The sequence below is a fragment of the Microcoleus sp. T3_D1 genome, from assembly GCF_036700405.1.
Taxonomy (GTDB): domain Bacteria; phylum Cyanobacteriota; class Cyanobacteriia; order Cyanobacteriales; family Microcoleaceae; genus Microcoleus.
This window is the reverse complement of the sequence record NZ_JAUBOV010000014.1, coordinates 21,530-46,566: the sequence shown is the minus strand read 5'-3', so window position 1 is coordinate 46,566 and position 25,037 is coordinate 21,530. Positions and strand designations below refer to the sequence as shown.

Annotated in this window: 21 protein-coding genes; 8 read left to right on the top strand and 13 right to left on the bottom strand. The window is 45.6% G+C overall.

Annotated features, from left to right (window positions below; translation table 11 throughout):
• Positions 1 to 37: 37 nt before the first annotated feature.
• Positions 38 to 1,129 (bottom strand): tRNA 2-thiouridine(34) synthase MnmA, encoded by a 1,092-nt coding sequence (gene mnmA / locus QT992_RS09105; protein WP_333319329.1) that lies wholly within the window; start codon positions 1,127 to 1,129, stop codon positions 38 to 40.
• A 115-nt stretch (positions 1,130 to 1,244) separates the two neighbouring features.
• Between mnmA and QT992_RS09100 the strand changes: the two genes are divergently transcribed.
• Positions 1,245 to 2,894 carry an NAD(P)H-hydrate dehydratase gene (locus tag QT992_RS09100; RefSeq protein WP_333319331.1) on the top strand — a complete coding sequence of 550 codons (1,650 nt, stop codon included), beginning with the start codon at positions 1,245 to 1,247 and terminating at the stop codon, positions 2,892 to 2,894.
• Positions 2,895 to 3,291: 397 nt separating this feature from the next.
• A complete protein-coding gene (locus QT992_RS09095; RefSeq protein WP_333376869.1) occupies positions 3,292 to 3,822 on the top strand; it encodes a peptidoglycan-binding protein in 531 nt (176 codons plus the stop codon).
• Positions 3,823 to 4,376: 554 nt separating this feature from the next.
• Here QT992_RS09095 and QT992_RS09090 read toward each other — a convergent pair.
• The 5 genes from QT992_RS09090 to QT992_RS09070 all read right to left on the bottom strand — a co-directional run bounded on the left by QT992_RS09090 (position 4,377) and on the right by QT992_RS09070 (position 10,712).
• Positions 4,377 to 4,850: a TerB family tellurite resistance protein gene (locus tag QT992_RS09090; protein WP_333376867.1), complete on the bottom strand. Its 474-nt coding sequence runs from the start codon at positions 4,848 to 4,850 to the stop codon at positions 4,377 to 4,379.
• A gap of 298 nt (positions 4,851 to 5,148) precedes the next feature.
• Positions 5,149 to 6,423 carry an RNA-guided endonuclease IscB gene (gene iscB, locus QT992_RS09085; protein ID WP_333376865.1) on the bottom strand — a complete coding sequence of 425 codons (1,275 nt, stop codon included), beginning with the start codon at positions 6,421 to 6,423 and terminating at the stop codon, positions 5,149 to 5,151.
• 244 nt (positions 6,424 to 6,667) lie between these two features.
• On the bottom strand, positions 6,668 to 8,605 hold the full coding sequence (locus QT992_RS09080; protein ID WP_333376863.1) for a M61 family metallopeptidase: 1,938 nt from the start codon (positions 8,603 to 8,605) through the stop codon (positions 6,668 to 6,670).
• Complete coding sequence (locus QT992_RS09075) at positions 8,602 to 9,282, bottom strand: Crp/Fnr family transcriptional regulator (protein ID WP_333288543.1); 681 nt, start codon at positions 9,280 to 9,282, stop codon at positions 8,602 to 8,604. The genes QT992_RS09080 and QT992_RS09075 overlap by 4 nt, the downstream gene beginning before the upstream one ends.
• 569 nt (positions 9,283 to 9,851) lie before the next feature.
• Positions 9,852 to 10,712 carry an inositol monophosphatase family protein gene (locus QT992_RS09070; RefSeq protein ID WP_333322248.1) on the bottom strand — a complete coding sequence of 287 codons (861 nt, stop codon included), beginning with the start codon at positions 10,710 to 10,712 and terminating at the stop codon, positions 9,852 to 9,854.
• 436 nt (positions 10,713 to 11,148) lie between these two features.
• Here QT992_RS09070 and QT992_RS09065 point away from each other — a divergent pair, with 436 nt between their 5' ends.
• Complete coding sequence (locus QT992_RS09065) at positions 11,149 to 12,249, top strand: glycosyltransferase family 4 protein (protein WP_333340751.1); 1,101 nt, start codon at positions 11,149 to 11,151, stop codon at positions 12,247 to 12,249.
• 123 nt (positions 12,250 to 12,372) lie between these two features.
• On the opposite strand, the gene QT992_RS09060 is transcribed toward QT992_RS09065, so the two are convergent.
• The 3 genes from QT992_RS09060 to QT992_RS09050 all read right to left on the bottom strand — a co-directional run bounded on the left by QT992_RS09060 (position 12,373) and on the right by QT992_RS09050 (position 16,116).
• Complete coding sequence (locus tag QT992_RS09060) at positions 12,373 to 14,298, bottom strand: alpha-amylase family glycosyl hydrolase (RefSeq protein WP_333340754.1); 1,926 nt, start codon at positions 14,296 to 14,298, stop codon at positions 12,373 to 12,375.
• Positions 14,299 to 14,585: 287 nt separating this feature from the next.
• Positions 14,586 to 15,479, bottom strand: coding sequence for an Rpn family recombination-promoting nuclease/putative transposase (locus QT992_RS09055; protein WP_333340757.1), 894 nt, complete (start codon positions 15,477 to 15,479; stop codon positions 14,586 to 14,588).
• A gap of 142 nt (positions 15,480 to 15,621) precedes the next feature.
• Complete coding sequence (locus QT992_RS09050; protein WP_333340760.1) at positions 15,622 to 16,116, bottom strand: hypothetical protein; 495 nt, start codon at positions 16,114 to 16,116, stop codon at positions 15,622 to 15,624.
• A 199-nt stretch (positions 16,117 to 16,315) separates the two neighbouring features.
• On the opposite strand from QT992_RS09050, the gene QT992_RS09045 reads away from it, so the two are divergent.
• Positions 16,316 to 16,537 carry a hypothetical protein gene (locus QT992_RS09045; protein ID WP_333054024.1) on the top strand — a complete coding sequence of 74 codons (222 nt, stop codon included), beginning with the start codon at positions 16,316 to 16,318 and terminating at the stop codon, positions 16,535 to 16,537.
• 223 nt (positions 16,538 to 16,760) lie between these two features.
• On the top strand, positions 16,761 to 17,765 hold the full coding sequence (locus tag QT992_RS09040) for an MvdC/MvdD family ATP grasp protein (RefSeq protein ID WP_333340763.1): 1,005 nt from the start codon (positions 16,761 to 16,763) through the stop codon (positions 17,763 to 17,765).
• A 136-nt stretch (positions 17,766 to 17,901) separates the two neighbouring features.
• Here the strand turns inward: QT992_RS09040 and QT992_RS09035 are convergent, their stop codons facing one another.
• The 3 genes from QT992_RS09035 to QT992_RS09025 all read right to left on the bottom strand — a co-directional run bounded on the left by QT992_RS09035 (position 17,902) and on the right by QT992_RS09025 (position 19,582).
• On the bottom strand, positions 17,902 to 18,765 hold the full coding sequence (locus QT992_RS09035) for an Npun_R2479 family HD domain-containing metalloprotein (RefSeq protein WP_333340765.1): 864 nt from the start codon (positions 18,763 to 18,765) through the stop codon (positions 17,902 to 17,904).
• Between the two features lie 330 nt (positions 18,766 to 19,095).
• A complete protein-coding gene (locus QT992_RS09030) occupies positions 19,096 to 19,254 on the bottom strand; it encodes a Mo-dependent nitrogenase C-terminal domain-containing protein (protein WP_333321703.1) in 159 nt (52 codons plus the stop codon).
• Positions 19,255 to 19,432: 178 nt separating this feature from the next.
• Positions 19,433 to 19,582, bottom strand: coding sequence for a hypothetical protein (locus QT992_RS09025; RefSeq protein ID WP_333321704.1), 150 nt, complete (start codon positions 19,580 to 19,582; stop codon positions 19,433 to 19,435).
• A gap of 324 nt (positions 19,583 to 19,906) precedes the next feature.
• Between QT992_RS09025 and QT992_RS09020 the strand changes: the two genes are divergently transcribed.
• A complete protein-coding gene (locus QT992_RS09020; protein WP_333307918.1) occupies positions 19,907 to 20,722 on the top strand; it encodes a cobyrinic acid a,c-diamide synthase in 816 nt (271 codons plus the stop codon).
• 156 nt (positions 20,723 to 20,878) lie between these two features.
• Here the strand turns inward: QT992_RS09020 and QT992_RS09015 are convergent, their stop codons facing one another.
• Positions 20,879 to 21,922: an AI-2E family transporter gene (locus tag QT992_RS09015; protein ID WP_333321707.1), complete on the bottom strand. Its 1,044-nt coding sequence runs from the start codon at positions 21,920 to 21,922 to the stop codon at positions 20,879 to 20,881.
• A 529-nt stretch (positions 21,923 to 22,451) separates the two neighbouring features.
• Here QT992_RS09015 and QT992_RS09010 point away from each other — a divergent pair.
• Entirely contained in the window at positions 22,452 to 23,723 is a 1,272-nt protein-coding gene (locus QT992_RS09010; protein ID WP_333321708.1) for a transposase, read from the top strand.
• Positions 23,724 to 23,804: 81 nt separating this feature from the next.
• Positions 23,805 to 24,956 (top strand): glutamate--cysteine ligase, encoded by a 1,152-nt coding sequence (gene gshA, locus QT992_RS09005; RefSeq protein WP_333321709.1) that lies wholly within the window; start codon positions 23,805 to 23,807, stop codon positions 24,954 to 24,956.
• Positions 24,957 to 25,037: the final 81 nt, after the last annotated feature.

The following is a 25,037-nucleotide window of genomic DNA, read 5'->3' as shown; positions in this document are numbered from 1 at the left end:
GGGGAGTAGGGGTGGGGCTTCTAGCCCGCCCCTTGCTTTAATTTGGCAGTGGGTTTCTTTCGATGATGCCGCCGCCCAATAGCATATCGCCGTCATACCAGACAGCCGCTTGTCCGGGGGTAATGCTCAACTGCGGTTCGTCAAAAATCAACTTAACTCTTGTACCGCCGACTTTTTCCTCTGGTTGGGAGGATTCTACAGGAATAATTGTAGCCGGGACGGGTTGCGATCGATATCGAATCTGTACCTGAGCCCGAATCGGAGCCATCGGCGCAGCCACAGAAACCCAATTCACTTTCTGGACTGTACATTCAGATTCTACTGCCAACTGTCGATCGCCCACAATTACCCGATTGCCAGCAGCATCGAGTTCAATCACGTACAGCGGTTCCGGTGCAGCAATCCCCAGTCCCTTCCGCTGGCCGATGGTGTAGTGGTGCACACCGTCATGCTGTCCGAGCACCCGCCCTGACTTGTCCACAATGTCACCCTTTTGCGGCGCAATGTACTTATCCAGAAAAGCCCGCATCGAACCGTTACTTTCCACCAAGCACAAATCCTGACTTTCCGGCTTATCAGCAGTTGTCAAGCCAAATTCCGCCGCAATTCTGCGAGTTTCTGTCTTGGTAATTTCCCCCAAAGGAAATTCCGTACCCGCCAACAAATCCTGTGTTAGATCGTACAAGAAATAAGACTGATCTTTCGCAGGGTCGATCGCCCGCAGCAACTGATAGCGACCCGTAGCAGCATCGTAAGTAATCCGAGCGTAGTGCCCTGTAGCGATTTTTTCAATTCCGAGTTCTTCGCGAGCATACTTAAGCATCGGCCCGAACTTCACAGTTTTATTGCACTGCGAACAAGGCAGAGGCGTAATTCCTGCACTGTAACCCTCCACCAAATAATCGACAATACTTGCCTGAAAGACATCGCGGCTGTCAACAATGTGGTGGGGAACGCCCAAATCTTCGCAAATTTTAGCGGCATCGACCATTCCCTCAGAGCAGCACTGACCTTTGCCCTTCATCAACCACAGCGTTAAACCCACCACTTCATATCCTTGATGGTGTAAAATTGCGGCTGCTGCGGAACTATCGACCCCGCCGGAGAGGCCTACAACAATCTTGTTCATGATTCTGAGAGAAATTGCTATTTTACTGTTACTTTGTTCGATCGAGCTAATTTATTATACCACAAGTATACTACAACTTGCCACTGCTGCTGTTAGCTGAAATTTTAGCATTAATATGACCATTCAAAAATTTGTTGTCACCGCCGACCAAATGCGGCAAATAGAAACGAGAATCTTTGCTGCTGGAATGCCAGTCGCAGCTTTAATGGAAAAAGTCGCGGGACTTATTGCTAGACGCATTCAGGAGCTTTTGAAGGAGGAAGGAAGTTCGGCAACTAGCAGTGTACGGGATTTAACGGATATAAGGAAAAGCCAAGAAGGGAAAAATCTTGTTAATTCTCAATTGCCAGTTATCGGCGTATTGGTTGGGCCGGGACACAACGGCGGCGATGCTTTGGTTGTTGCCCGCGAATTGCACTTTCAAGGATTCCAAGTAGTTATTTACTGCCCGTTTTCTAAACTAAAAGAACTAACAAAAAGTCACGCTGATTATGCGCGTTCTTTAAATATTCCATTTGTTGACACAATTGAAAATCTGAAAAACTGCGATTGCCTCGTAGATGGTTTATTTGGCTTTGGATTAGAACGAGAAATTACTAACGCCACAGCCGCCGCTATTGACGAAATAAATAATTTAAATATCCCCCTTTTAAGTATAGACATTCCATCGGGAATTCATACAGATACCGGAGAAGTTTTGGGAACGGCAATTAGGGCAAAACATACATTATGTTTGGGTTTGTGGAAAAGGGCATTTCTGCAAGATAGAGCGTTAGAATATATCGGCAGTTCAGAATTAATTGATTTTGATATTCCCGCAGCAGATATTGCAGCAATATTGGGCGAAAAGCCAGCAATACAACGCATTACAAAAGCCTCGGCAACTCAGCATTTGCCGTTACCCCGATCGCCAATTTCGCACAAATACACCAACGGTCACTTACTAATTATTGCAGGTTCCCGGCGCTACAGCGGAGCCGCAATTTTGGCAGCATTGGGAGCAAGAGCTAGCGGCATCGGAATGCTGTCAATTGCTGTTCCTGAGTCGATTAAATCGATGTTGAGCAGCCAGTTACCAGAGGCATTAGTTATAGGATGTCCTGAAACCCAAAGCGGTGCAATTAGCGAGTTACCAGTAGCAATTGATTTGAGCCTCTATGATGCGATCGCCGCAGGCCCAGGTCTGACATTGGAAGCCGCAATAGCTGTAGAATCTGTACTGGAGAGCGATCGACCTCTGGTGTTAGATGCTGACGGTTTAAATATCCTCGCTCAACTCGGCACAGTCCCGATTTTGTCCGAACGCTGTGCACTGACAATTATCACGCCTCATCCGGGCGAATTCAAGCGTTTATTTCCCGAATTAGCCGACCAAACCGGCGACGATCGAATTGCCGCCACTCAAGCAGCGGCTGAGCTTTGTGGCGCAACGATATTGCTCAAAGGAGCCAGAGTGTGCATAAGTTGGAAGGATGAGGGCGATTCCCTACGGGATAGCTACGCTTCACGTACCATCACCTACCTCAATCCCGAAAGCACCCCAGCCCTCGCCAGAGGTGGCAGCGGCGACGTTCTCACAGGCTTGTTAGGGGGACTATTAGCAAGTGCGATCGCCCGCAAATCCCCCCCCAAATCAGTTGCTGCAACAGCAGCTTGGTGGCACGCTCAAGCCGGAATCATGGCAGCCAAAGAACGGACGGAATTAGGAGTAGATGCCTTTACTTTGACACAGTATTTAATTCCAGCTTTGCGAGAGTTTTCTTAGCAAACAATCAACATGAGTTGGTAGGGCGCGTACCCCGCATCTTTGTATTTGGTATGTGTGCACCGCGCACCTTAGCCCTTGGTTTGTATTGACAACGGAAGTCCTCATAAAGATATTACAACTTATATTCATTAGGAATGAGAATTAAATAACTTCCACAAGTGTGTGGGATGGGCGTCCCGCCCGTCCTTTTTGGACGGGCGGGACGCCCATCCCACAATAACAATTAAAATTGTAAGTTATTTAATTCGCGATCCTTACGACAAACCAACGGGTAACTCAAACGAGTGACACTCACAGGAGTGACACTCCAAAAAGCGACTGTGCATCCACAAATCCCACCAGTTATACCTGAAATATCAAACACAAAAACTTAAATGTTGAGAGGAACCACATTATGTACACCGAAGAAAGAAGCTTGAACAATGAAACTATGGCTCTCGTCGCCGATACTACCGCTCAATCAACTCTGGCATTTGCTGAAACCACTGGAATAAACAAACCGACTTTGCAAAGGGGTTCAACAGGTCAAGCTGTCAAGGAACTACAACAGCTTCTATATCATTGGGGTTATTATTTCGGCGCCATTGACGGTATCTTCGGCGTCCAAGTTCAAAACGGGGTCATAGGCTATCAACACCGCGTCTTTTTAAAAGAAGATGGGATTGTCGGCCCTATCACTTGGGAAGCACTATACTCTGGCGCACCTGTGAATATGCCGATCGTCATGAAGGGCAGTTCTGGTAATGCTGTTAAAATTGTTCAGAATGTCTTGAAAATCAATGGATACTATTTCGGCTTCATTGACGGATTATTCGGGCCGATGACAGATGTAGCAGTGCGACAATTGCAAATTAGCAAGGCTTTGCCGCAAGATGGAATTGTCGGCTACAGAACTTGGCACGCCCTCAGCAAGTTACCGCACTAATGATTGGTTGGATTAATATCAATTCCCGTTGCACTCCTGATAATTGTTGACTGTTGACTGTTGACTGTTTACTCGGTGTTGAAAAACTGAATGGTTGAGTGTTGACTGTTGACTCGATTTTATTATTCTGATGCAACCGGAAACGAGATCACTTTCAGTGATGGCAAAAAATCGGTAGCTCAATTAGGGATTTAGGCTTTGCCTAAGTCCCTAATTCTCGTTAAGGGGAAGGCAGCGCGCGGGAAGGGCGATTCCCTGCGGGATAGCTTCGCTTCACGCAAATTCTGTTACCGTTCTCGGCGATGAAAAATATTCTTAACTTGGCCGTGTTTTTTTGTTAGTATATCGTAGGAAATTGGGAGTCACAATCCGGTTTATTTCCCTTCAGCTTTAGTTGTAAAGAGTTGCACTCAGAAAATTATTATTCCGATACTTACCTAAGAAGACTTACGCATGGGGGGCTTATTCCCGGTTTCTAGGAAAAATTCCAGGTTTAGTAACGAGAAATCTAGGAAGGAACCGGGTTTCTAAGCAAAGCGCGCACAAGTCCTAAATTAACCTTTGATGAACTTTTCTAATTTTTGAGCCATCTTCTCGACAATTCCCTCCGAAGTATCTCCCGCCGATGATTCAGCTTCAATACGCTTGACCACATCCTCTGGAAGATTGAGCAACTGTACTAATTTTTGATAAGCTGCGGCTTCCTCAGCGTTAATTTTTGGTTCATCGGGAGTGCGAGAACTAGATGAAATTACTTCATAGCCGAGTTGCAGGACTAATTCCTTTTCATCTTGAGTTTCTAGTTGGCCGATCAACTCGTCAAGGGGGATATTTTGCATGACGTAATCCCGCAGTTCTTGTTGCATTTGTTGTCCGTCGGTATCAGGGGCAAACAAACCGCAAAAGCGATCGAGCATTAAATTAACTTCTTCTGTCGCGAGTTGGCCGTCAGCCCATGCCATAGAAGCAACAATTCTCAGCAGATTCATTTGGCGGGGCGTAATTGATGGAGGAGGTGGGGTTTGCATAATCAAAATTGGTAATTGGTAATATTAATTCCGGTGCAACCGGAATTATTGTTGACTGTTGACTGTTGACTGTTGACTGTTGACTGTTGACTGTTAACTGTCAGTCGAAAAACTGAATGATAGTTGAGTATTGACGGGTGATTCAATTTTAGCAGGAGGATGCTAGCGGAATTGGGAATTGAGCTTGATTTCTTCTGGTCTTTTCTTTCCCGTTCACCAAAAAACGAGCGAGAAGCCCCTGGCGACCGACTTGGGTAGGAAAGCGGTAGCGACTTCAGTCGCCTTGAAGTTACTTTCTTCAAAATGCGTAGCTATAGCCATCTTTTTTGTGAATTGGACTGCAATATTTATAACCAATACCTGCCACTCTTTCAGACTTGGTTGCGATATCAAAACTACCTGAAGCACGGCAGAGAACCCGCCCTACATAGCAGCCGATTTTCTTCCCTGCGGTAACGGTTGCACTGACAATATCGCCAGTCTGAAACCCTTTGTGGATTTGCACTCTGGATTTGTGCCGAGTAGGAAAGCCATACCTATTGGTACCGCACATCTGTCGTGTCCCATGCCCTTTTGCTGTAATCAGTAACGGCTTTGAGGTTAAGACTTCGAGTGTGTCAAAGTTAGCTACACACGCAGCATCAAGCCAGTGCGATTTGGGCAACCCTAATCGATTGCGATTGAACTTAGTTTGCCCGCCCGTACCAGTAGTGACAGGTAATCCCGTCTCTTTAAGTGCATTGAACAACCCCCATCGGGTTGAGTTGACTGCTGCTGCATCTTTGAGTGGTAGTTTGGCCTGTTTGAGGATGCGGTTTAGCACGTCGGGTTTAGTCGCTAGAAATGCCCGAACATCCTGATTACCTTTCTTTTGATTGCAATCGTGACAAGCAAGCGTCAAATTGGAAACTCTGTCAGAACCACCTCTTGACTTAGCTTGAATGTGTTCAATCTCAAACGGTACATTTTCAACCGAGCAATAAGCGCACTGCCGATTCCATTTTGCCAAGAGATACTCGCGGACTTCGTAACCGTGCAATTCTCCTTGCGGATACATAACACCTGAGATTTCAGGGTTTTGCATTAGTTGCAAATCGAATCGCACTAGCTCTTGAACAATGCTGGCAATGGGTGCAAATCGAATCAACTTGCGAACCCATGTGAGTGTTGTTTCGACCCGATGCTGTAAGGATGGAGCTAGCCAACCATCAGGACGGGTGCGATTGAGGAATCGTGCCTGACGATACCGAGTTTTGCGATTGCGTCTTCCTTGCCTGAGTTGGCGACGAGACAGCAATGCTTCTTTAATTTGTTGTCCTCGATGTTGTAGTTCGGCTCCAAAGATTATCTTGTCGCTCTGCTTGAGGGCAATACCAGTAGTTTTAGAACCTGGATCGAGTTTGAGTTCTAACGGCTTAGGACTTGCGTCAACCTCTTTGTTCAAAATTATCGTAAAGGGAAATCGCCTGAAAACAGATGCTTTACCTGCGTTAAGTAATGAGCGCCCTACTCCTGGTTGACAGGGTGATAGCGGTCGCCCTTTAGTGTCTCTAACAAAAATAAAATTAGACATTTTTGCGTCTCTTCTACTTGCGTGTAATGTTAGCCTCGGCAATGTTTAATGAGCTTGTTCGGCTAAAAGCACTGTCTTAACCCGTTAGAACTGTTTAACTTTTAGCGACAGGGCAACGAACTGGCTACGCATTCGTTGGTGTCATGACTCACAAAACGGAGTCCTCAAAGGACTTAGCCTGGTCAGGTTTGGCTTGTTCCATCCCGCTCGAAGAGCCGGACAGTCTATAAGCCCCTAGCTTTAGCTATGGGGTTCCTGACAATTTCGATAGAGGAACTCCCAGCCATCCAGTAAAGTTTTGTTTCTGAATAGCGGTGGGCTGTTCCACCGGCACGATCGAGTAACGCATCGGGCGCGGCGGGGCGAGAGTAACAGGACAAGTCCGCAGTTCGTCTTGGTGAAAAACTGTCACCGAGACGATATCCCCAGGCTTGAAATCTTTTAGTCTCTCGCCCGCTTGTTCTGCATTTACCCGAAAACCTTCGATCGCCAGCAACTCGTCTCCAGCATCAATTCCGGCCAATTGTGCCGGAGATCCTACTTCGACAAATTTAACCATTTCCCGCCCGTTTTCCGTTCCCAACGTCCAACCGATGCGAGGTGTTTCGCTAGTTTCACTTGCGGTGAGTTCCAGCCCGAAAGGTTGCAGATACTTGTTGTAAGGCAACTCTTCTGTACCGTCAATATAGCGCGTAAAAAAGTCGCTCAAATCAATGTCGGCGACGGACTCGATCGCACTTTGCAACTCTTCGGGAGTAAAGCCTATTTCTGCTGGCAGCGAAGGAGAATTTAACTGTCCGTTTGAGGTTAAATGCGCCGATTTGCCGTCTGTTCCCGACTTCAGGTCAAAATCGCCGTTTTGGGCCGAATTAGCATTGCCAAACTTCTGCCACATCAAACGCATCACATCGTCGAGCGATCGCTCATTGCCGTGTTTTGCGCGAATCAACAAATCCAGCAAAAACGACACAATTTCCCCTTTCAAATAATAGGAAATCTGCGAGTTGTCGCTGTTAGCATCCCGGCGATAAAGTTTAATCCAGGCATCCCAGCTCGACTCGCTCAGAGGCTGCACGCTCCGCCCCGGAGTCGTCTGCAAGCGAGTAATTTCCTTAGCCATACCTTGGAAAAAACCTTTCACGCTGTAGATACCCGCTCGAAAAGGAATCACCAAATCGTAATAACTGGTAGTGCCTTCAGAGAACCATAAAGAAGGAGTGTAATTTTCTTTTTCGTAGTCAAATACTTCGAGAGCTTTCGGTCGAATGCGCTTGACATTCCACAGGTGAAAAAACTCGTGAGCTACCAACTGAATAAAGCGTTCATACTTTTCCTTAGCCCGAAAACCAAAACGCGGATAGTTGAGAGTGCAGCTCTCCTTGTGCTCCAAACCACCAAAACCAGAGCCGGACAAATGCAGGAAAAACACATAGCGTTCGTAAGGCAAACCGCCGAACATTTTTGCCTCGACTTCGATCACTTTTTGGATGTCTCGAATCGCCCGATCTGGTTCTAAATTGCCTTTTCCCCAAACAACTAGCTGGTGGGGTTTTCCCATCACTTCAAACTCGTATACTTCGTGACAGCCAATCTCAAAAGGACTGTCTACGAGAGTGTCAAAATCCGCAGCAGCGAAAGTAAGATTTTGGCCGGAAACAGGTGGCAAAGTCGTAACGGTGCGCCATCCGGGCTGCGGTGGCACAACGGTTACGGTGTAGCAGTTGCTTTCAAAACCGGGCAAGAAAAAGCACAAAGCCGCCGGATTGAAATAACCGTGCGTCGAGTCTAAATGATTGGTTCGCACTGTCAGTTCGTTGGCAAAAATGCGGTAGAAAACCGTGACATCTGACACCGAATCGGTCTCGATTTGCCAGTGATTTTTGCTGAGCTTGCGCCAAGGTAAAGCACGCGCGGCGTAGCTATCCCGTAGGGAATCGCCCGCATGGGAGCTAAAATCTTGCAGGTGGCGGGCGTATTCTCGAACCAAGTAAGAACCGGGAGTCCAGACAGGCATTTTTAAATCCAGAACCGGCTCCGACCAACCTTGCACGCGCAAAGTTACTTCAAAGAGGTGGGATTCAGGATTGGGCATCGCCACAGAATATTGAATTGTCGGTGCTGTTAGTTGCCCCTGACGGTTGTCGGCAGCCGACGAGGTATCCAAAGAAGTAACATCAGTCATTGACTTGCCAAATTAATCAAGTGCTTGAGGTTGATCAAATGGATAGTTTCGCGGTCTGGATCTATTTTGATCCAACCTTTACTATCGAGTTTTTCCATAATTTTGCTGGTTTCATCTAGGGTGATATCTGTGACATCAGCTAAGTCTTCATAAGGAATATTGAAGATCTCTTTGCCCTCAGCAGTTTTCTGACCGTAGTTTTCTGCCAGCTCGACTAAAGTATTTGCTAGTTTAACCGCTGGCTGGCGGTTTCGGAGTTGATAGCGGTGATTGGTTTGGCGGAGCCGCCGTACCATCAGTTGCAGCATCCGGTGGTGCAATTGCGGGTCTTTAAACAGCGTTTGGATAAATCGCTGAGCTGTGACGCTGAGAAGTCGCACGGGCGATAGAGCAAGTACGTCATTCGATCGGGGAGATTCGTCCAGAATGGCCATTTCGCCGAAGAAGGCACCCCGTCCTAAAATAGCCATTGATACAGCTCGATCGTTTGACAAGCGCCGGACTTTTACCCAGCCAGACACGACAAAGTAAATCGCGTTGCCCCAAGAATCCTCCATCACCACAGCTCGGCCCGGGGGATACTCATGCTTGACGGCATTTGATAGCAGCCCTCCCAAGGTTTCTGGGTTAGCACCCTTAAATAGAGGGAATAGCTCACTGAAAGCTTCTGTCTTCATCAAAAAAATGGGTAGAAACCCCGTCCTTCTAGGACGGCTTTATATTGTCTTTTTTTGATTACTACCGCCTTGGGACTGGTTGGCGGGAGTGTGCTTTTGTGTTGCACTTTCAGCGGGACAATTACCGCCTCAAACTTCCCAGCCCTGTACGCATAGTGTTTTGCTCTTTCGAGCCTCCCTTTCGGGGTGATGTTAGCCTGCGCGTTGGTTTAGTGAGCTTGTTGGGCCCAAAGCACTGCCCCTGTTACCTGAGAGCTGTTTAACCTTCAGCGACAGAGCCCAAAACTGGCTTCGCATTCAAGGAGTGTCGTGACTCAAAAAACGCAGTCAGTTAAGACGCAAGGCCCGTCAGAATGGCTTGTCAGATTACTCTTCCAAGCCTCACGCCGTCAGGGCTGAGGTTCCTGACGCAAACTCGCGGAGGTGGGAAATATGATTAGGCGACACCCAACAGCTAGGGAACGATCGATGTTTGGGAACACAAACAATCCGTTGCTCCTTTAATTGATGATAAGGGTGCAGAGGCCCGGTTCACGTAAAATTGGCAGATTCTTTAATCTTAAACGGGTTTACAAGCCTGCCACTGCCTGTTGAACTTTGCCCAACAGAGGTTCTATGTATTCCGGCCAGCCGATCGCGATTGACTGCGTGTGGGCCAGAGTCTCCGGCTCGATCGCATCTTTAGTCCACCTCAGCGGTTGACCTTGCAAGTCGCAACAAACCAATCCGGCTGCTTTTGCTAGAGCCAGAGGGCCGGCGGTATCCCACACTTTAACTCTGCCGTTAAGATACAGGTACAAACCAGCTCGACCGAAGATAACTTCCATCACTTTTAAGCCAAAGCTTCCCAGCGAGTAAAATTCGGCTCCGGGGATGCTTTGGGCGATCGCCCGGGCGTAGTTTTTTTGGTCTTTGTCTCCGAGAATAATTTTACAATTTTCCGCTGTCGGAGCCGGGGGTTTGCACAGGGCGATCGGCTGCGGCGCTTGGGCTCCCACAGTTTGGAACAATCCCCAATCTTTGCCGCCAAAATACATTTGGTCAAAAGCCGGGGCGTAGATCCAGCCGGCCATCGGTTCCCCCTCAAGCAGCAGCCCCACCATCGAAGCGTAGTGCAGTTTTCCCCGAATAAATTCTTCAGTTCCGTCGAGGGGATCGATGCACCACAGGCGCTGGTAATTGGCGCAGTAAGCTGCTCTGGAGGCGGCGTTTTCCTCCGTGATCCTGCCGTCTTCAGGAAACAAAGCGCTAAATGCTGCCGATAGTTGTCGGTCTAGGTATTGATCTATACTCGTCACGTAGTCGTTGGGCCCTTTCTCCGAAACTTCAAAAGGTTGGGCTGCGAGCTTGTAAGCTTCTTGACCGCACTCGCGCAGGGTGTAGCGAATTTTTTGGTCTTGCTCTGGAGAAATATACATGAGGTTAAACATAAATTTTTTAGCTAACTTCAGCATAAAAGCTTAAGTCCTCGGAATCGATCGGCGCGTGTCACTGTTTTTTATTCCTACAGGATTTGCGCGCAGGTGTCGATAACCCGGTTTCCTAACCGTCAGCGCCCTTGCGATACCAGCCCCAGAAAGGATTCGTGGAACTCAAAAAAATTCACACATGAGGGAGAACCCCCCAGATTTATCTCAAATCTCAAATCTCAAATCTCAAATCTCAAATCTCAAATCTCAAATCTCAAATCGACCAGCGCCGTTGCGATACAAGCCCCAGACCGGATTGGTGGAACTCACAAAAATTTAGACATTAGGGAGAACCCCCCAGATTCATCTGTAGAGTCAAATCTAAAATCTAAAATCTAAAATCTAAAATCGACTGATCGATCGCACCAGCACTTTCAACAGTAGAGGATAGAATTTTATGAGGTTAGATAATTTGTACCAGCACCACAATTATAAGGAGAATACTTTGAAATACCATATGGCATTAGGTCGCAAAATAGACCTAGATGGGATTGACCGCGATGCACAACTCGGCAAATGCCCTCGCCACGTCCTGCGGGCTCTCAGAGAACGCTTAAATGCCACCGTCCACGCGCCGGATGGCGAAGCGATATCGTTGACTGACAAGCTGCGATCGAAAATTTCTTCTAAACCCGAACATTGGGCCGCCGCGCGCAAATTGTCCGAGCAAGTCAGCAGCGACGACGTGATATTTTGTACGGGCGAGGACATTGGGATTCCAGTAGCGGCGGTGTGTGGCCAATTGCCTAATCGCCCGAAAATTGTTGTATTTTTCCACAATATCGATCGGCTGCGCGGCCGCGTCGCCCTGAAACTATTCGGTTTGGCTGACAAAATTGACGTATTCATTGTCAACGCCCGCCCTCAAATAAACTTCCTCCGCAGCTATTTAGCTATACTTGAATCGCGCATTTTAGTGCTTCTAGAACAGACAGACACCAAATTTTTCACACCTGGCCCAGCTTCTGGCGAGAAAAAGCGGCAAACAGTTGTTAGCGTCGGATTAGAAAAGCGCGACTACCGACTCTTAGCAGCAGCAACTGCTGACTTAGATGTTGACGTAAAAATTAGCGGTTTTTCTAAAGATGCCAAGGCTTTATCGCAAGCTTTCCCCGATACTATGCCAGAAAATATGTCGCGCAAATTCTACGAATGGCCGGATTTAGTGCAGCTTTACCGCGATGCAGACGTAATTGCAGTGTGTTTGGTAGACAATAAATATGCTGCTGGAGGTACGGCTTTACTGGAAGCAATGGCCTGCAAGCGGCCGGTTGCCATTACTCGGACTCAAGGTCTCGTCGATTATTTAACGGCCCCGGATATTGCTAAAGTGGTAGATGTGGGAGATGCAGCAGGTTTGCGCGAGGCGATCGTCCATTTGCTAAAAAATCCTCAAGAAGCTGAATCTCAAGCGCAGCGGGGCTACGAAATGGTTGTGAACCAGCACAGCAGCGAACCTTATGTCGATATTTTAGTCGAGAAGTTGCGATCGCTTTAAACTCGTAATATCAGCAACGGGCAAGATGCCCGTTCCACAAAACAGAAACTTGGTTGTGGAACAGGCATCTTGCCTGTTCATTAAAAACTGGTAAAACAGGCCGGAAAGCCTGTTGATTAAAAATCACGACTCCCGTCCACTCGCCCACTTATCCCGCCATTTCACAGTCCCTTCCGAAACTAAAACCCAGCGGCGACAAACCAGATTTTCTCGCAGCGGCGACTGTCCTTCCCGTAGCAGCGCATACTTATAAGAAATCAACTTACCCGCGCTTTCATTAAAAGGAATTTCCCCAAACCAAGTATTAGTATTGATATACTCCAACGGGTAGCCCTTACTAATATCCCAATTCCCCAATTCAGGACAATCTCCAATCACCACAATTCTTTCCCCAGGCTGAGTTTGAACGCTGTTAAGCTGCGCCCGCACAATAGTTGTCGCCTTAACTCGCTCTCCGACGCGGCTAAAAATCATTACTTCCCGCGCACCCAACTCTAAATTGTACAGCTTCCCATCTTTAACTTCAAACTTGCGGCGCGATAAAACCTCCGTATGCTCTCCATCAGGCAGCTCAGTATCAACCTCTTCAACTGTAACAGAATTGCCACGATTCATCGCTACAAACACCACAGAATCGCGATAGCGGCGCACGTAACAATAAACATCAGGAGTTAGATATTTTTGCCACTGACTCCCCATCGAAATAGCTGGATTCAGCCGCCGCAATCCCGACAGCAAACGCACAGCTCGGTAAATCGGCGAATCAGTATCCCACTTTTCCATCATCGGGCGGTTGTAGGGGTCATTTCCCCCATCTGTATCATCGTGCAGATACTGTTCGGTGCCGTAATAAATGCAGGGAATGCCGCGAGTCGTCATAATTAAACCTATCGCCAACAGCAGCATTTCTGGATCGGGATTCAACGACTGAAACCTCGGCATATCGTGGTTGTCAATAAAAGTAATCAACTCCGTCGCCCCGTAGTAGCGGTGATCCAAATTCAGGACATCTTGGACTAACTGAAATCCCGCCTCCGCACCCTTTCCCAATACTTCTCGAATTGCCACGCACAGACCAAAATCTAAAATAGTCATCCCCGACTCGTTGACAAATTCCACAGAACGATCGTTTCTAGGGTCGCTGTAAATCCATTCGCCAAAAATGAAAACATCAGGTCTGTGTGTTAAAATGTCAGCATTAAATTCCTGCCAAAACCAAATAGGCATATGCTTGACTGTATCAACCCGCAAAGCATCAACACCTCTGTCCAGCCATTGTTTAATGGCTGACTTAATGTAATTGCGGTATGCAATATTGTTTTCGTTGAAAGTTGCTAAACCCGACAGTTCGCAGTTTTGGACTTGCCATTCATCTTCCCAGTTTTTGACTTCGCCGTAGTGGTGATACCAGTTATCTTCATCGTCGTTAAAGTCAGCTATTTTTACGCCGTCGTCGTAGAGTTCCCCTTTTTTGCCGCTAAAATCAGGGTTGCTGTGATTGCAGACAATATCCAGCACGAGTTTCATGTTTCGCTGGTGCAACTCGTATACTAATTTGTCAAATACCGTATCTTTACTTTCTTGTGTTTGGTTAATAGAAGGATTGTCACCTGTGGCAATAAAGCGGGGATTTAGTCGCTTGAAATCTTTAGTCCAGTAGCCGTGAATCGCTGCTTGTTCGACAAATAATGCTTCTACTTGCTCGAACAGTGGAGTCAGCCAAACGGCGGTAACTCCCATATCTTTTAAGTAATCGAGTTTGTCGATAACTCCCTGCAAGTCGCCGCCCCAATATTTCCCCCAATCTTTCCCTTCTGGATCGTAAAGTTCTGGGTTTGGGCCTTCGTTATTTTCGGGGTCGCCGTCGTAAAAGCGATCGACTACAATGAAATAAATTGTTTCTTGTCGGAATTCAATGTCTCTGGTGTAGAGGAATTCTAAATCGATTTCGCTTTCTGGCTTAACTTCTTCTACCAGAGAGTCAATTTTTTCTTCGGGTTCGCTAACTTCGTATTGAGAGGAAGTTTGATTGGGAGTGACTGATGTCATGAGATGTATTTTTTTATATTGTAAGATTGGTCAGTTATTCGGAGCTAGAGTCGGAGATAGCTTTCCCCTCTAACTGACTTTTACAGCATCATACGGAATTTACTGGTTTATTGAAATCTTCCTTTAGAGAGAGGGCAGACTCATCCTTGAGGATTATGTCGATGAGAGTTAATATTTTGCGTCATTCTCAATCAAAGAGGCAAAGCGTCAAAAACCTGCGCTACCAGGCTGATCCTAGTAGGGAGAAAAGGTGTACTAATTGTGCGATCGCACTTTGTCCCTTCCTTTCATTCCTCCCGCAAGTTTTCGATATCTTCAACACTCAAACCAGTTGTTTTACTAATGGTTTGATTGTCAAGGACATTGATAAGTTGCCTAGCAATTTCTAGAGCTTTTTCTCGCATTCCTAGTGCGAGCCCTTCTTCTCTGCCTTCTTCTCTGCCTTCTTCTCGCCCTTGTGCGAGTCCTTCTTCAATTCCCTTTCGCAAGATTCCCTGCTGATCCAGAATATACCTTTCGCGTGCTTCTAAATCTGCCAACTCTTCTGGATTCAAGTTAGTTTCATTAGCAATCGCAAAGGCTTGCTGTATTTCCGAGACTGTTTCCATTGTTTGCGGTACCACTTCCAAACTGGGAGCATTTTTCATAAAATAAACCCACTTGTCAGTCAAAGTTTCTAATTCATCCAATTGTTTGTTGAATTTCGGCAATTCGATAAATATCAGTTCTATCTCTGGATCGACATAATCAAATAAACGCTTTTTCTCCTTGAACACAAAGTGAGAAATTACTTCTCGGTCATTGTCAAACATTTCAAAATCAGTAATTGTCAAAGCAATTACAGGTTTTAACTTAAAGTAACCTTCACCGCGAATCAGTTGTGTCGAGTAAGTTTTCGCCGTATTGTAAACCACCCGTTTCGCAAAAGATTCTACATTTAAAACTTGCATCTCGATAATTACAGTTGCGCCGCCTTCAAGCCTGGCTTTGACATCCAGGTAAGAGTCTTTGAGATACTGTACTCTTGATGCTAAATACGGGTCGATAATTTCTAAGTCAGCGATGGTGGGATTACCATCATAAATCATGGCATTCAGAAAACTGATTAAGATTGGTTTGCTTTGATTTGAACCGAATATTTTTTTGAAGGCAAAATCGGTTTTGGGGTTAATGAATCTCATGGTCAATCTCTTTTAAAATGACTTACCTATTATTTTAACCCATTGGGAAAATGGATGGGGCGAGTTACCAAAACTAGATATCGGATGCTCTATCCAAGCTTGAGCCTGGGAATCCCTCAGCCATTAGCGCTTGCTCTATCTTCTATTCTGTCAAATCGACTTGTCGAATCTCTTCTAGCGTCAGATCCAAGCATTGCGCGATTTGCTCGTCGCTCAAACCGACGGCTTGCAAGCGTTTAATCGCCTCCATTTTCGCCCGCTGCTTTCCCCGCAAAAACTCAGGCGACTCTTCCTGCGATGTGCAGACATTCAGCGCTCCGATTAAATGACCACGAGCAACATGATTGCCACTAATGACGCTTCCAGTAACATTGCTAATCATCGACTTCCGAATCAGCGTCGATCGCAAATTTAACTTATTAACCTCTTCTCCAAAAGCATCAGAGAACAACTCCCATAGCTCGTAGCCCACATCTTTAGCATAACCCTCAGTACAATTCAGCGCTTGGGCAATATCGCCATACTTTTGCCGCTTCAAAACGCCCTCAATCACACCAACTTGCATATCATCTAAATGCTTGCCAGTTTTCGCAAAGACCACTTCATCTGCCAAAGCCAGTGCTTCCTTAACGTTCACCCGCGCCTCCTCACAATATCCGAGCGATCGAACTAAAACCGTCTAGATCCGACTATTTTCGCCTTGAATACAAAAACGATTAAAGCTTTATCAAAACTTTTTATATTATACGACTTTATCCGACCTTTTTCGACTATACAAATTAATTGGCAAGCTGTAGCATTGTGAAAGTAAAACAATCGCTCAAAAAGACTAACTTATGACGACTACCCAACTCGCTCTAGACAAAAAAGCAAATCCTTTGATGATGCACCTGAGCATCTTGCCCAAGTACGGCATCACCGCCGAGGAGACTTTTAGCTACGATCCCACCACGCAGACCTCCAACATCACCTCCATGAGTGGCTCCTGGTGTAATCGCAGTGGCTCCACTGTTAGGCAGTTTGACGAGAATGATGATGACCAGCAAGAGGACGACTAGAATTTGCTCTGGCTAAGGTCGTCTTTTGCTTGCCATCTGATTTCTTGAAAGACCTGCATGAATTTTTGCATGACAGGTCTTTCACTGTCAATTTTATTTCAATTGGTTTGGTTGTGATACCCGTTTCCAAAAATAATGCAATCCCCTATAAGATCCAAACCCATACAGAATCCGTAATTTTTCATCTCAAATCTCAAATCTTAAATCTCAAATCTCAAATCCTATGACTGACCTTTTAATCGTGACTTCCGAGACTGACATTCATGCGGATGTCGTTATCAACCAATTGCAAAAATCAAATATTCGAGCAATTCGATTAAATTCAGAAACTTTTATAAAAAAAAGCAAATATGCTTACTCGTGGCAAGCTTCGGGCAATCCCAGTCAAAGTTTTTTGTCTTTTGAAGACTCTTTGAGAGAAGTTCAAGATGTTGGCGTGATTTGGTGGCGAAAACCAGAAGATTATCAAGTGTTTCCAGAAGTTGATGATGCTTGGGCAATCAAGTATTGTCAAGAAGAAACAGAATCTTTAATGTACTCTCTGTCTGGCTTATATCCCAAAGCGAGGTGGGTCAATAACTACTACAAAATTAGATTGCCTTCCCATCGCATCAATCAGATTCCAATTGCTCAAAAACTGGGAATTACTATCCCTCCAACACTCGTAACCAATTCCTACGATGCTGCTTGCAACTTTGTGACACAACAGGGTAAGTGCATTGTCAAACCGATGCGCTACTCTGGATTCCTACATGATGAAAAGCAGTATGCTTGCTATACTCGCCCCATTGATGTAGAAACACTTGAAGCATTTCGAGAGAGCATTCGATTAGCGCCTGTTTTTATTCAAAAACGCATTCAAAAGAAAGCCGAATATCGCGTTACATTAATTGGTAAGCATGATTTTGTTTGTCGCATTGATGCCCAGCATACCAACGATGCAGACGTGACTTTGGATTGGCGCGTTATCGAACCAGATAAACTCGTTCACGTTCCCGACAAGCTGCCAATGGATTACCTCAACAAACTTCATCAAATGCTTGACGAGTTTGGTTTGAATTTTGGTGCATTCGATATCATTCGCGACGAAGACGACACCCTCTATTTTATCGAACTCAATCCTAACGGACAGTGGTATTGGATCGAAATTCTCACTAAAATGCCTATGGTTCGCGCAATGGTGGAACTCATCGAAGATTTAGCGCTTCAATATCAACAGGATTGCTGAATTCTGTCTTGCATAAGGATTCTTCTGTTAGATCCCCGACTTCTACAAGAAGTCGAGGATTTGGGTATTCTGTTTTTTTAGGTGGGCTTACTTATCCCAAAAAAGAACGATCGCCCGACATCCACCCAAACAAACCCTACCTAACTACAGCCACCGCCGACTTGGGAACCTGAGAATGCTCCACCCGAAAAACATTCGCGCTCAAATTAGCAACAACTTGTTTTCCCTGCTGCGTCAGTTCCAAATAGCCGATCGCATCCTTCACATACCGATAAACCACATTCCAATAAAACTTCGGATAACCATCCCGCAACTCCCCCGGATTCTGATAGCCCAAAACCCGATTCTGCCCAGTCTCCTCAAACTCGTAAAACAGCGCCGCAATCTTTTGCAAATATCGCGGATCGCTCAACTGACCAATTAAATCGGCAGCGCGAACTAAACCCGGATAATTTACCGTATCTTGATAATCTTCATCTGTAGGAACCGGGAAACGAGTCAGCTCAATATTACGTTTAACCAGCTCAGCATCAATCAGTTTGTGACCGCCAAAACGCTCGTCAATAAACATTTTTCCGCGATCCACATGATAATTCATCAAACTAGCATCCGTCGCCCCCGGAGGCAGCGTTAATTTCAGGTCGCCTATTCCCGTCGCATACAGTCCCAAATCTGTTCTATCTTGCCTGCAAACACCTTTAACATACCCGATATCGTGACATAGCAAAGCAATGTGGAAGTGCAGCCAATCTTCGCAGGAAACACCCCCTTCGCGGATGTGCTTCCCACCCAGAATTGCTTGTCCCACCAAGGTCACTAAAATAGTGTGTTCGACATTATGGTAAAGAGCATCGCTATTAGCAATATTTTCTAAAGCCATACTCGCCACCCAAGCAATAATCTCGCCATAGTCAGATTTAAACCCGCCATAACTGTGGCGGTAGCCTTCAATGAGGCGATTGACAAAAGCCTTAATAAGCAGTTCAGTTGCGTTAAACATATTCACTTCCCTCATCCCACGTAGATTATTAAACTATTTTTATAGTTATTGTTTTTGCTGCTACCGTTTGATGTTATTTTTACCTTAAGCGCCACGATGGATACCCACTCCTATCGAGAGGCATCCATTGATATTATCAACAATTATGGCTTAAATTATGGCTCTCGCAACTACCAGAGCGACAGACGCCATAAATAATTGAGATCAATGGGCGATCGAGGTATGACACCCCTCAATCAGTAGTACAGAGTTACATCTTCGCCGCATACCTCAGTCGATTTTAGATTTTGGATTTACTCCACAGATACATCTGGGATTTGGAACTAGGATCTACAATTTTGGGTTGCTCACTACTCTTGTCGGAAACTTGTATCTGTTTTGGCTGACCCCGCCCACAAACGAGAGCGAGCGAAAGCTTAACCCCATTAATTCCTCATACACAGGATTAAGCTTGCACATAGGCGGTATGTGGAAAAAATGGTGTCCCAATAACTAGATATATCTCTCACAATGACCGAAAGCATCCAGGATACAAGCCCCCGGATTCATCCCTGGAGAAATAAAAAACCTGTATCCGATAAAGGAGCCCCCGAATTTATCCGTGGGGTCAATGCTTCAATTCTTTAATCTAAAATCTAAAATCTAAAATCTAAAATCGATTGACACCCTACGGGTATAAGTTGGCACACCACTGAGTTACTGGTGGCTCTCCCACTGCAATGCTATCGAGCCACTGTCGCACGGGTTGCACGAGGATCTCGCAAAAAGTTAAGTCTTTGCACTGATTTTCCGGGAAAATACTTGTAGTCAAGTTCATGATGGATCTCAGTAATCATTACTAACAAAAACTTATGAATCACCCGACTTAATCATCAACCAAACCCACTATTACGCCGGTGACGGGAAGAAGTTTTACGGGTGGCACTCGTCGCCCCCAAATGTGATGCGAAGAGCTAGCATTGGTGATTTAAAACTCGCTCAAGTGTGAGACAGATCACCCCCCCTGTTCCCTACAGAATGTATATTTAGATAGATGGCAAGAAAATAAGACAGAATAACTTGCAAGCCGCCGTCGCAGCTTCCCCCTCCCATCATCTGCGATATATTACTCTGTATACTTACTAATATAAGGTTTCAGGCAATGATTAAACAAAAACATAAATATGCCGACCTTGCTCAACTCCCCCACACTGATACCGTGTTCCAAAAACTCCCTGTAGAAGTTAAAGATTGGGCAGAAAGCTTGCCTTGGAACCAACGGCGCTATGTCCTGTCCCTCTGCTACATATTGTGTGCATCTACTCCCGACTTGCAAGCAGAATTTTTAGATGATTATACAGCCGACGGTTTAGTCTCAAAAATGTTTGAAGATGTAGATACTCTACACCGAGTCAAAGAGTATTTAATCAGGTTTCGAGTCAAAAAACAATTAAACGAATCAGATTTAAGAAGCTACATCAAACAATTTTATATCCACTCAGCTCAACAATCGCGCCGAGAAACTGACCAATATTTAGAATCGGCACTCCGCTTCGTCTTGAGTACAGAAGAACGCAATAATGTTTTTAACTACATTTTGGGCTTTGAATTTATTAAAATTGTGTTTCAAATGAGCTGGTTGCAACACGAAAGATTAGCGAGACTCCAAAAAAATCAGTCGCAGTTTATTGAAACCTATATCAAGCCGATTCAACACGCACACAGAATTAATGGCATAATTCTACCGAAAGATGAGAGAATCTTTTTTGCCAGACGCACCTATTACGTTCAACTGCCTAACATTTCCTACAGAAAGCTGATTGAGTTAGTCATGGCAACTTTTACTACAGAAATGGTGAGTAATTGCGGATTTTCTATCAGCCGCCACTCTCAAGCTCTGCGTTTTGACTGCGATTACATTTACGATCCAGAACCAGAAGAAGAAAGATTTCCTACTGACTTGCAATTTATTCATTGACTGTACGCAGTAAGGTGTACCATACATTGCTTTTTTCTCTTTACTGTTAGTTTCGCGTGGGACAGAGGAGAGTTTTTGAAGCATGGGACTTCTAGTCGGTAAGTTACAACCGAATTTTGCAGCCGGATTTGATATAAAAGATGATATCTTTATCACTTAACCTTCCGATTGCATTTCTTCAATGTCAAACCAGCTAACTATCACTCCCGCTAGCGGAATAGCCAGAAATATTCCTAAAAGTCCTGCTGCTCTCGCGCCTACTAACAGTGCAAAAAATACCACTACCGGATTGAGGTTAAGGGAATTTTGCATGAGTCTCGGATGAATAAAGTTGTCTTGAATTTGCTGCAAAACAATGCAAGCTGCCAATACTTTTAAAGCTAGCCACACATTTTGAGACAATACAATAAAACAAACTAAGCTAATTCCCAGCGTCGCTCCGATCCCTGGAACTAAATCAAACAATCCGATAATAAAGGCTAAAATCAAGGGGAATTTCACATCTAACAGCAGGAAAATTAAAAAACTTGCTGTTGTCAAAAATAACATTAACAGGATTTGTGCCTGAAAAAATCCTAAAAAGTTTTTCTCTATTGTTATACTTAAACGCCTGTGCAGGTGTCTGGGTATAAATTTGAGAACTAACAGCCACAGCCTCTCTCCATCAAGTAACATGAAAGAAGCCACTACCATAATTAATATTAAATTCAATAAATTGGTTAAAAATACTTGTAAAAAAGCAATACTCGATACAACTCCAGCCAAAGCTTGATTTCGCAGTTGTTCCTCAATAACTCGCAGGTTAACTTGCAGGTTTCTCGCCCGCAGGAATGCTTCGAGGCGCTCGGACAGAGGCGCTAAAGCATTCACAAATTCAGTCATGCTGTCAATTAATTGCTGTCCTTGAGATAAAAGAGTGACGCCTACGGTGACGGTGAGACCGCCAAAAACTAAAATGGTGAGCAGGACAACGAAGGCGACAGCTAAACTTCGCGGTAAAAATCTCTGGAGAGTTCGCACCGGATAGTTGAGCAAAAAAGCCACGAGTGCAGCAATCGTGAAAACCGCGACTGCTGTTTCAAAGTAAGCTAAAAGTTGCAGTCCAGCCCAACCTGAAGCAAATAAAAGCAAAAACCGGACTAAGGCTAAATTGCTTAGCATATTCCAAAAATTGGGAGGGGTTCTTTCTTGCTCTTTCACAGGGATTTTTAGGGGTTATTATTATAGCTCAAAAATATTGCAGAGCCCTCTTTTAGAATGGCATCCAAGATATATCTGTGGCTATCCCTCTCAAGACAGAAAACAGATGTCGAAGGAATAAGGAAGAGGGGAGAAGGAAGAAGCTAGAAGGAAGGAAGGCAGTAGGCAGTGCTTTCTAACTTCTGTCTGAGGGAGGGGTGGGTTCTATTTACCATAAGTTCGCTCGCCGAATCAAACACAAGCGCGATCGAACAAACCGCCAAACAGCCTTTTTGACTCTAAAACCGCCTCGGAAACTCTTTGCGAGGGGAGTATTGGTCGTGGCAGGCCCCCAACTAGGAAACAAACGCCCAAACTAGCGGACGCCGAAAAACCCGGTTTCAGTGCCAGTGGCGAAAAATTTCAACTCTGCCCCGTGGAAAATAGTATTGTAAAACTTCATTAAACTTTTAAGCATTAATAAACAATAGTAGTATCATACAGTCAGAGAAATCAAGAATGTTGCGAGCGTTAAGAATGGAAAATCCAAATGCAGCTAACAGAGCGACACATCATTAAATCTACGGAACACCGTTTTGCTGAAATTGATGAATTAGCTTTTCAATCCAAAAATCTCTACAATGCCGCCAATTACGTCATTCGTCAGAGTTTTGTTTATGGATGGGGCCACATCAATTACAACGAGATGAACCGTTTGATGAAATCTCATCAAGCATACAAGGCAATGCCCGCCAAGGTTAGTCAACAAATCTTGATGGTATTGGACAAGAATTGGAAATCCTTTTTTGAAGCAGTCAAAGCTTACAAAATTGATTCCTCTAAATTCACGGGTCGTCCGAAGCTACCGAAATATAAGGATAAGACCAAGGGTCGTAATATTCTTGTCTATACGATTCAGGCGATGAGCAGCAAGCAATTGAAAAAAGGAATTATCAAGCTTTCGGGTACGGAAATATTGATAAAGACCCAAGTAAATCCCGCTAAAATTTGCCAAGTTAGGCTGGTTCCCAAATGTGATTCCTATGTGATTGAGGTGATTTATGATGAACCGGCGTCCACCGCCCGCGACGACACATTCGTAGCTAGTATTGATTTAGGTCTGAATAATTTAGCGGCGTTAACTTCAAATCAGCCGGGTTTTATACCTCTGTTGATTAACGGGCGTCCGTTGAAATCAATCAACCAGTTCTACAACAAACGTAAAGCAGGGTTACAATCTCAGTTAAAAGAAAGTCGCAAGAGTTCACCCCGCATTCAACGCTTAACTCGCTGTCGCCACCAAAAAGTCGATAATTACTTGCATCATACCAGTCGCCTAATTGTTGACCTTTTGGTCGCCAATCAAATTGGGAGGCTAGTTGTCGGCAAAAATGCACAATGGAAAACCGAGATTGATTTAGGAAAGCAAACCAACCAAAACTTCGTCGGCATTCCTCATGCTCGACTGATTGAAATGATAGAATATAAAGCTCGATTGGTTGGGATGAAAGTAATCGTGCAAGAAGAATCTTACACATCTAGGTCGAATTTCCTGAATCTAGACGCGATTCCTGTGTACGGGCATACTGGCGCTGATGGTGTCACATTTAGCGGTAAGCGAATCAAGAGAGGTTTGTACAAGACATCGGTCGGTCAATTAATTAACTCCGATGTCAACGCCTCATACAACATCCTAAGAAAAGCAATCCCAAATGCCTTTAGCGATGGGATAGAGAGCTGCGTAGTTCAGCCAAGGCGGGTCAATCCGCTCAAAGTACGAGCGAAAGGGGAGAGACTCAATGCCTCCTATGTCATGTCATAAATGACTATACTTTTACTAGCTATGAACAGGTCAATTTTTGGGATACTAGAGACTAGCACTCAACTTAGCTGAGGAATAAACGTGCTGCTATCAAAAGGCTTTGAAGTAGAAATGTATACCGGCACTCCCGAAGGTGAGGTTGTCGGTCTCTCCGATCGCATAGTTGCCGATCTAGAGGGATTTGTGCGGGAGCCTGATAGCCGCAATGTGGAGTACACGACCGCCCCGCTGTGCAGCTACGATCGCCTGCTGTGCGCCTTAGTCAAGCCGCGAGTCCGGCTGCGCGAGTATCTCAAACAATTGGGCGACTATACCTTGCTGCCGGGAAGTACCTTGTCTCTCGGAGGGAGCGATCGATTTTACAGATCAGATCCCAACAACCCCTACCACACATACATCGAGCAAACCTACGGCACCAAAGTCGTCACCGCCAGCATTCACATCAACATCGGCATCTCCCAACCAGAAATGCTGATGCGCGCCATCCGCCTCGCCCGCGTCGAAGCACCGCTCTACCTTGCCTTGAGCGCATCTTCCCCCTTCCTCGACGGCGAAGTCACGGGCTATCATTCCACTCGGTGGGGTTTGTTTCCCAAAACTCCCGCCATCGTCCCCCTGTTTGAAAGTCACAAGCATTACATTCAGTGGACTGAAGAACAGCTAGAACTCGGTACTATGCAAAACGTCCGCCATTTGTGGTCTGCAGTGCGACCAAATGGCGATCGCCGCCCCTACTGTCTCAACCGCCTCGAACTGAGAATTTGCGACCTCGAAGTCAATCCTCTGGCTTTGTTAGCCATCACTGCCTTACTAGAAGCTCGCATTTGGCAGATGATGGAAGACCCCAGCTTAGACCCTTTAGAACTGTGCACCTTGCCTGCGGCCACCCGCAACCAAGACTTAGTTGCTCTCACAGACGCCAACGAAATTGCTGCATCCCGGCAAAGTTTGGATGCCGAACTTACCCACTGGCAAGACGGCAGAACTATTCTGGCACGAGATTGGATTGAGGAAATTTACCGCGAAGTGTGGCCTATAGCCAAAAAACGCGGCTTTAGTTGCTTTCTCTCGCCCCTCAAAAAGATTCTCCGGGAAGGCAACACGGCCCAGCAGTGGTTGAAGCTACACGAGGGCGGTTCGGACACCCGCAGTATTATTCTGCAAGGGATTCAGGGGATGGCTCACCAAGAATGGGAGCTAGAAGATAACTTGTGCGCCCAGTTAGTTGCCTGAAGTATCGGCGGTTATTATAACGGGGGCTTTCAGTAGCCCCTGGCTATGCGTACTCAGCCAATACAAATAGCCCGAACCTAC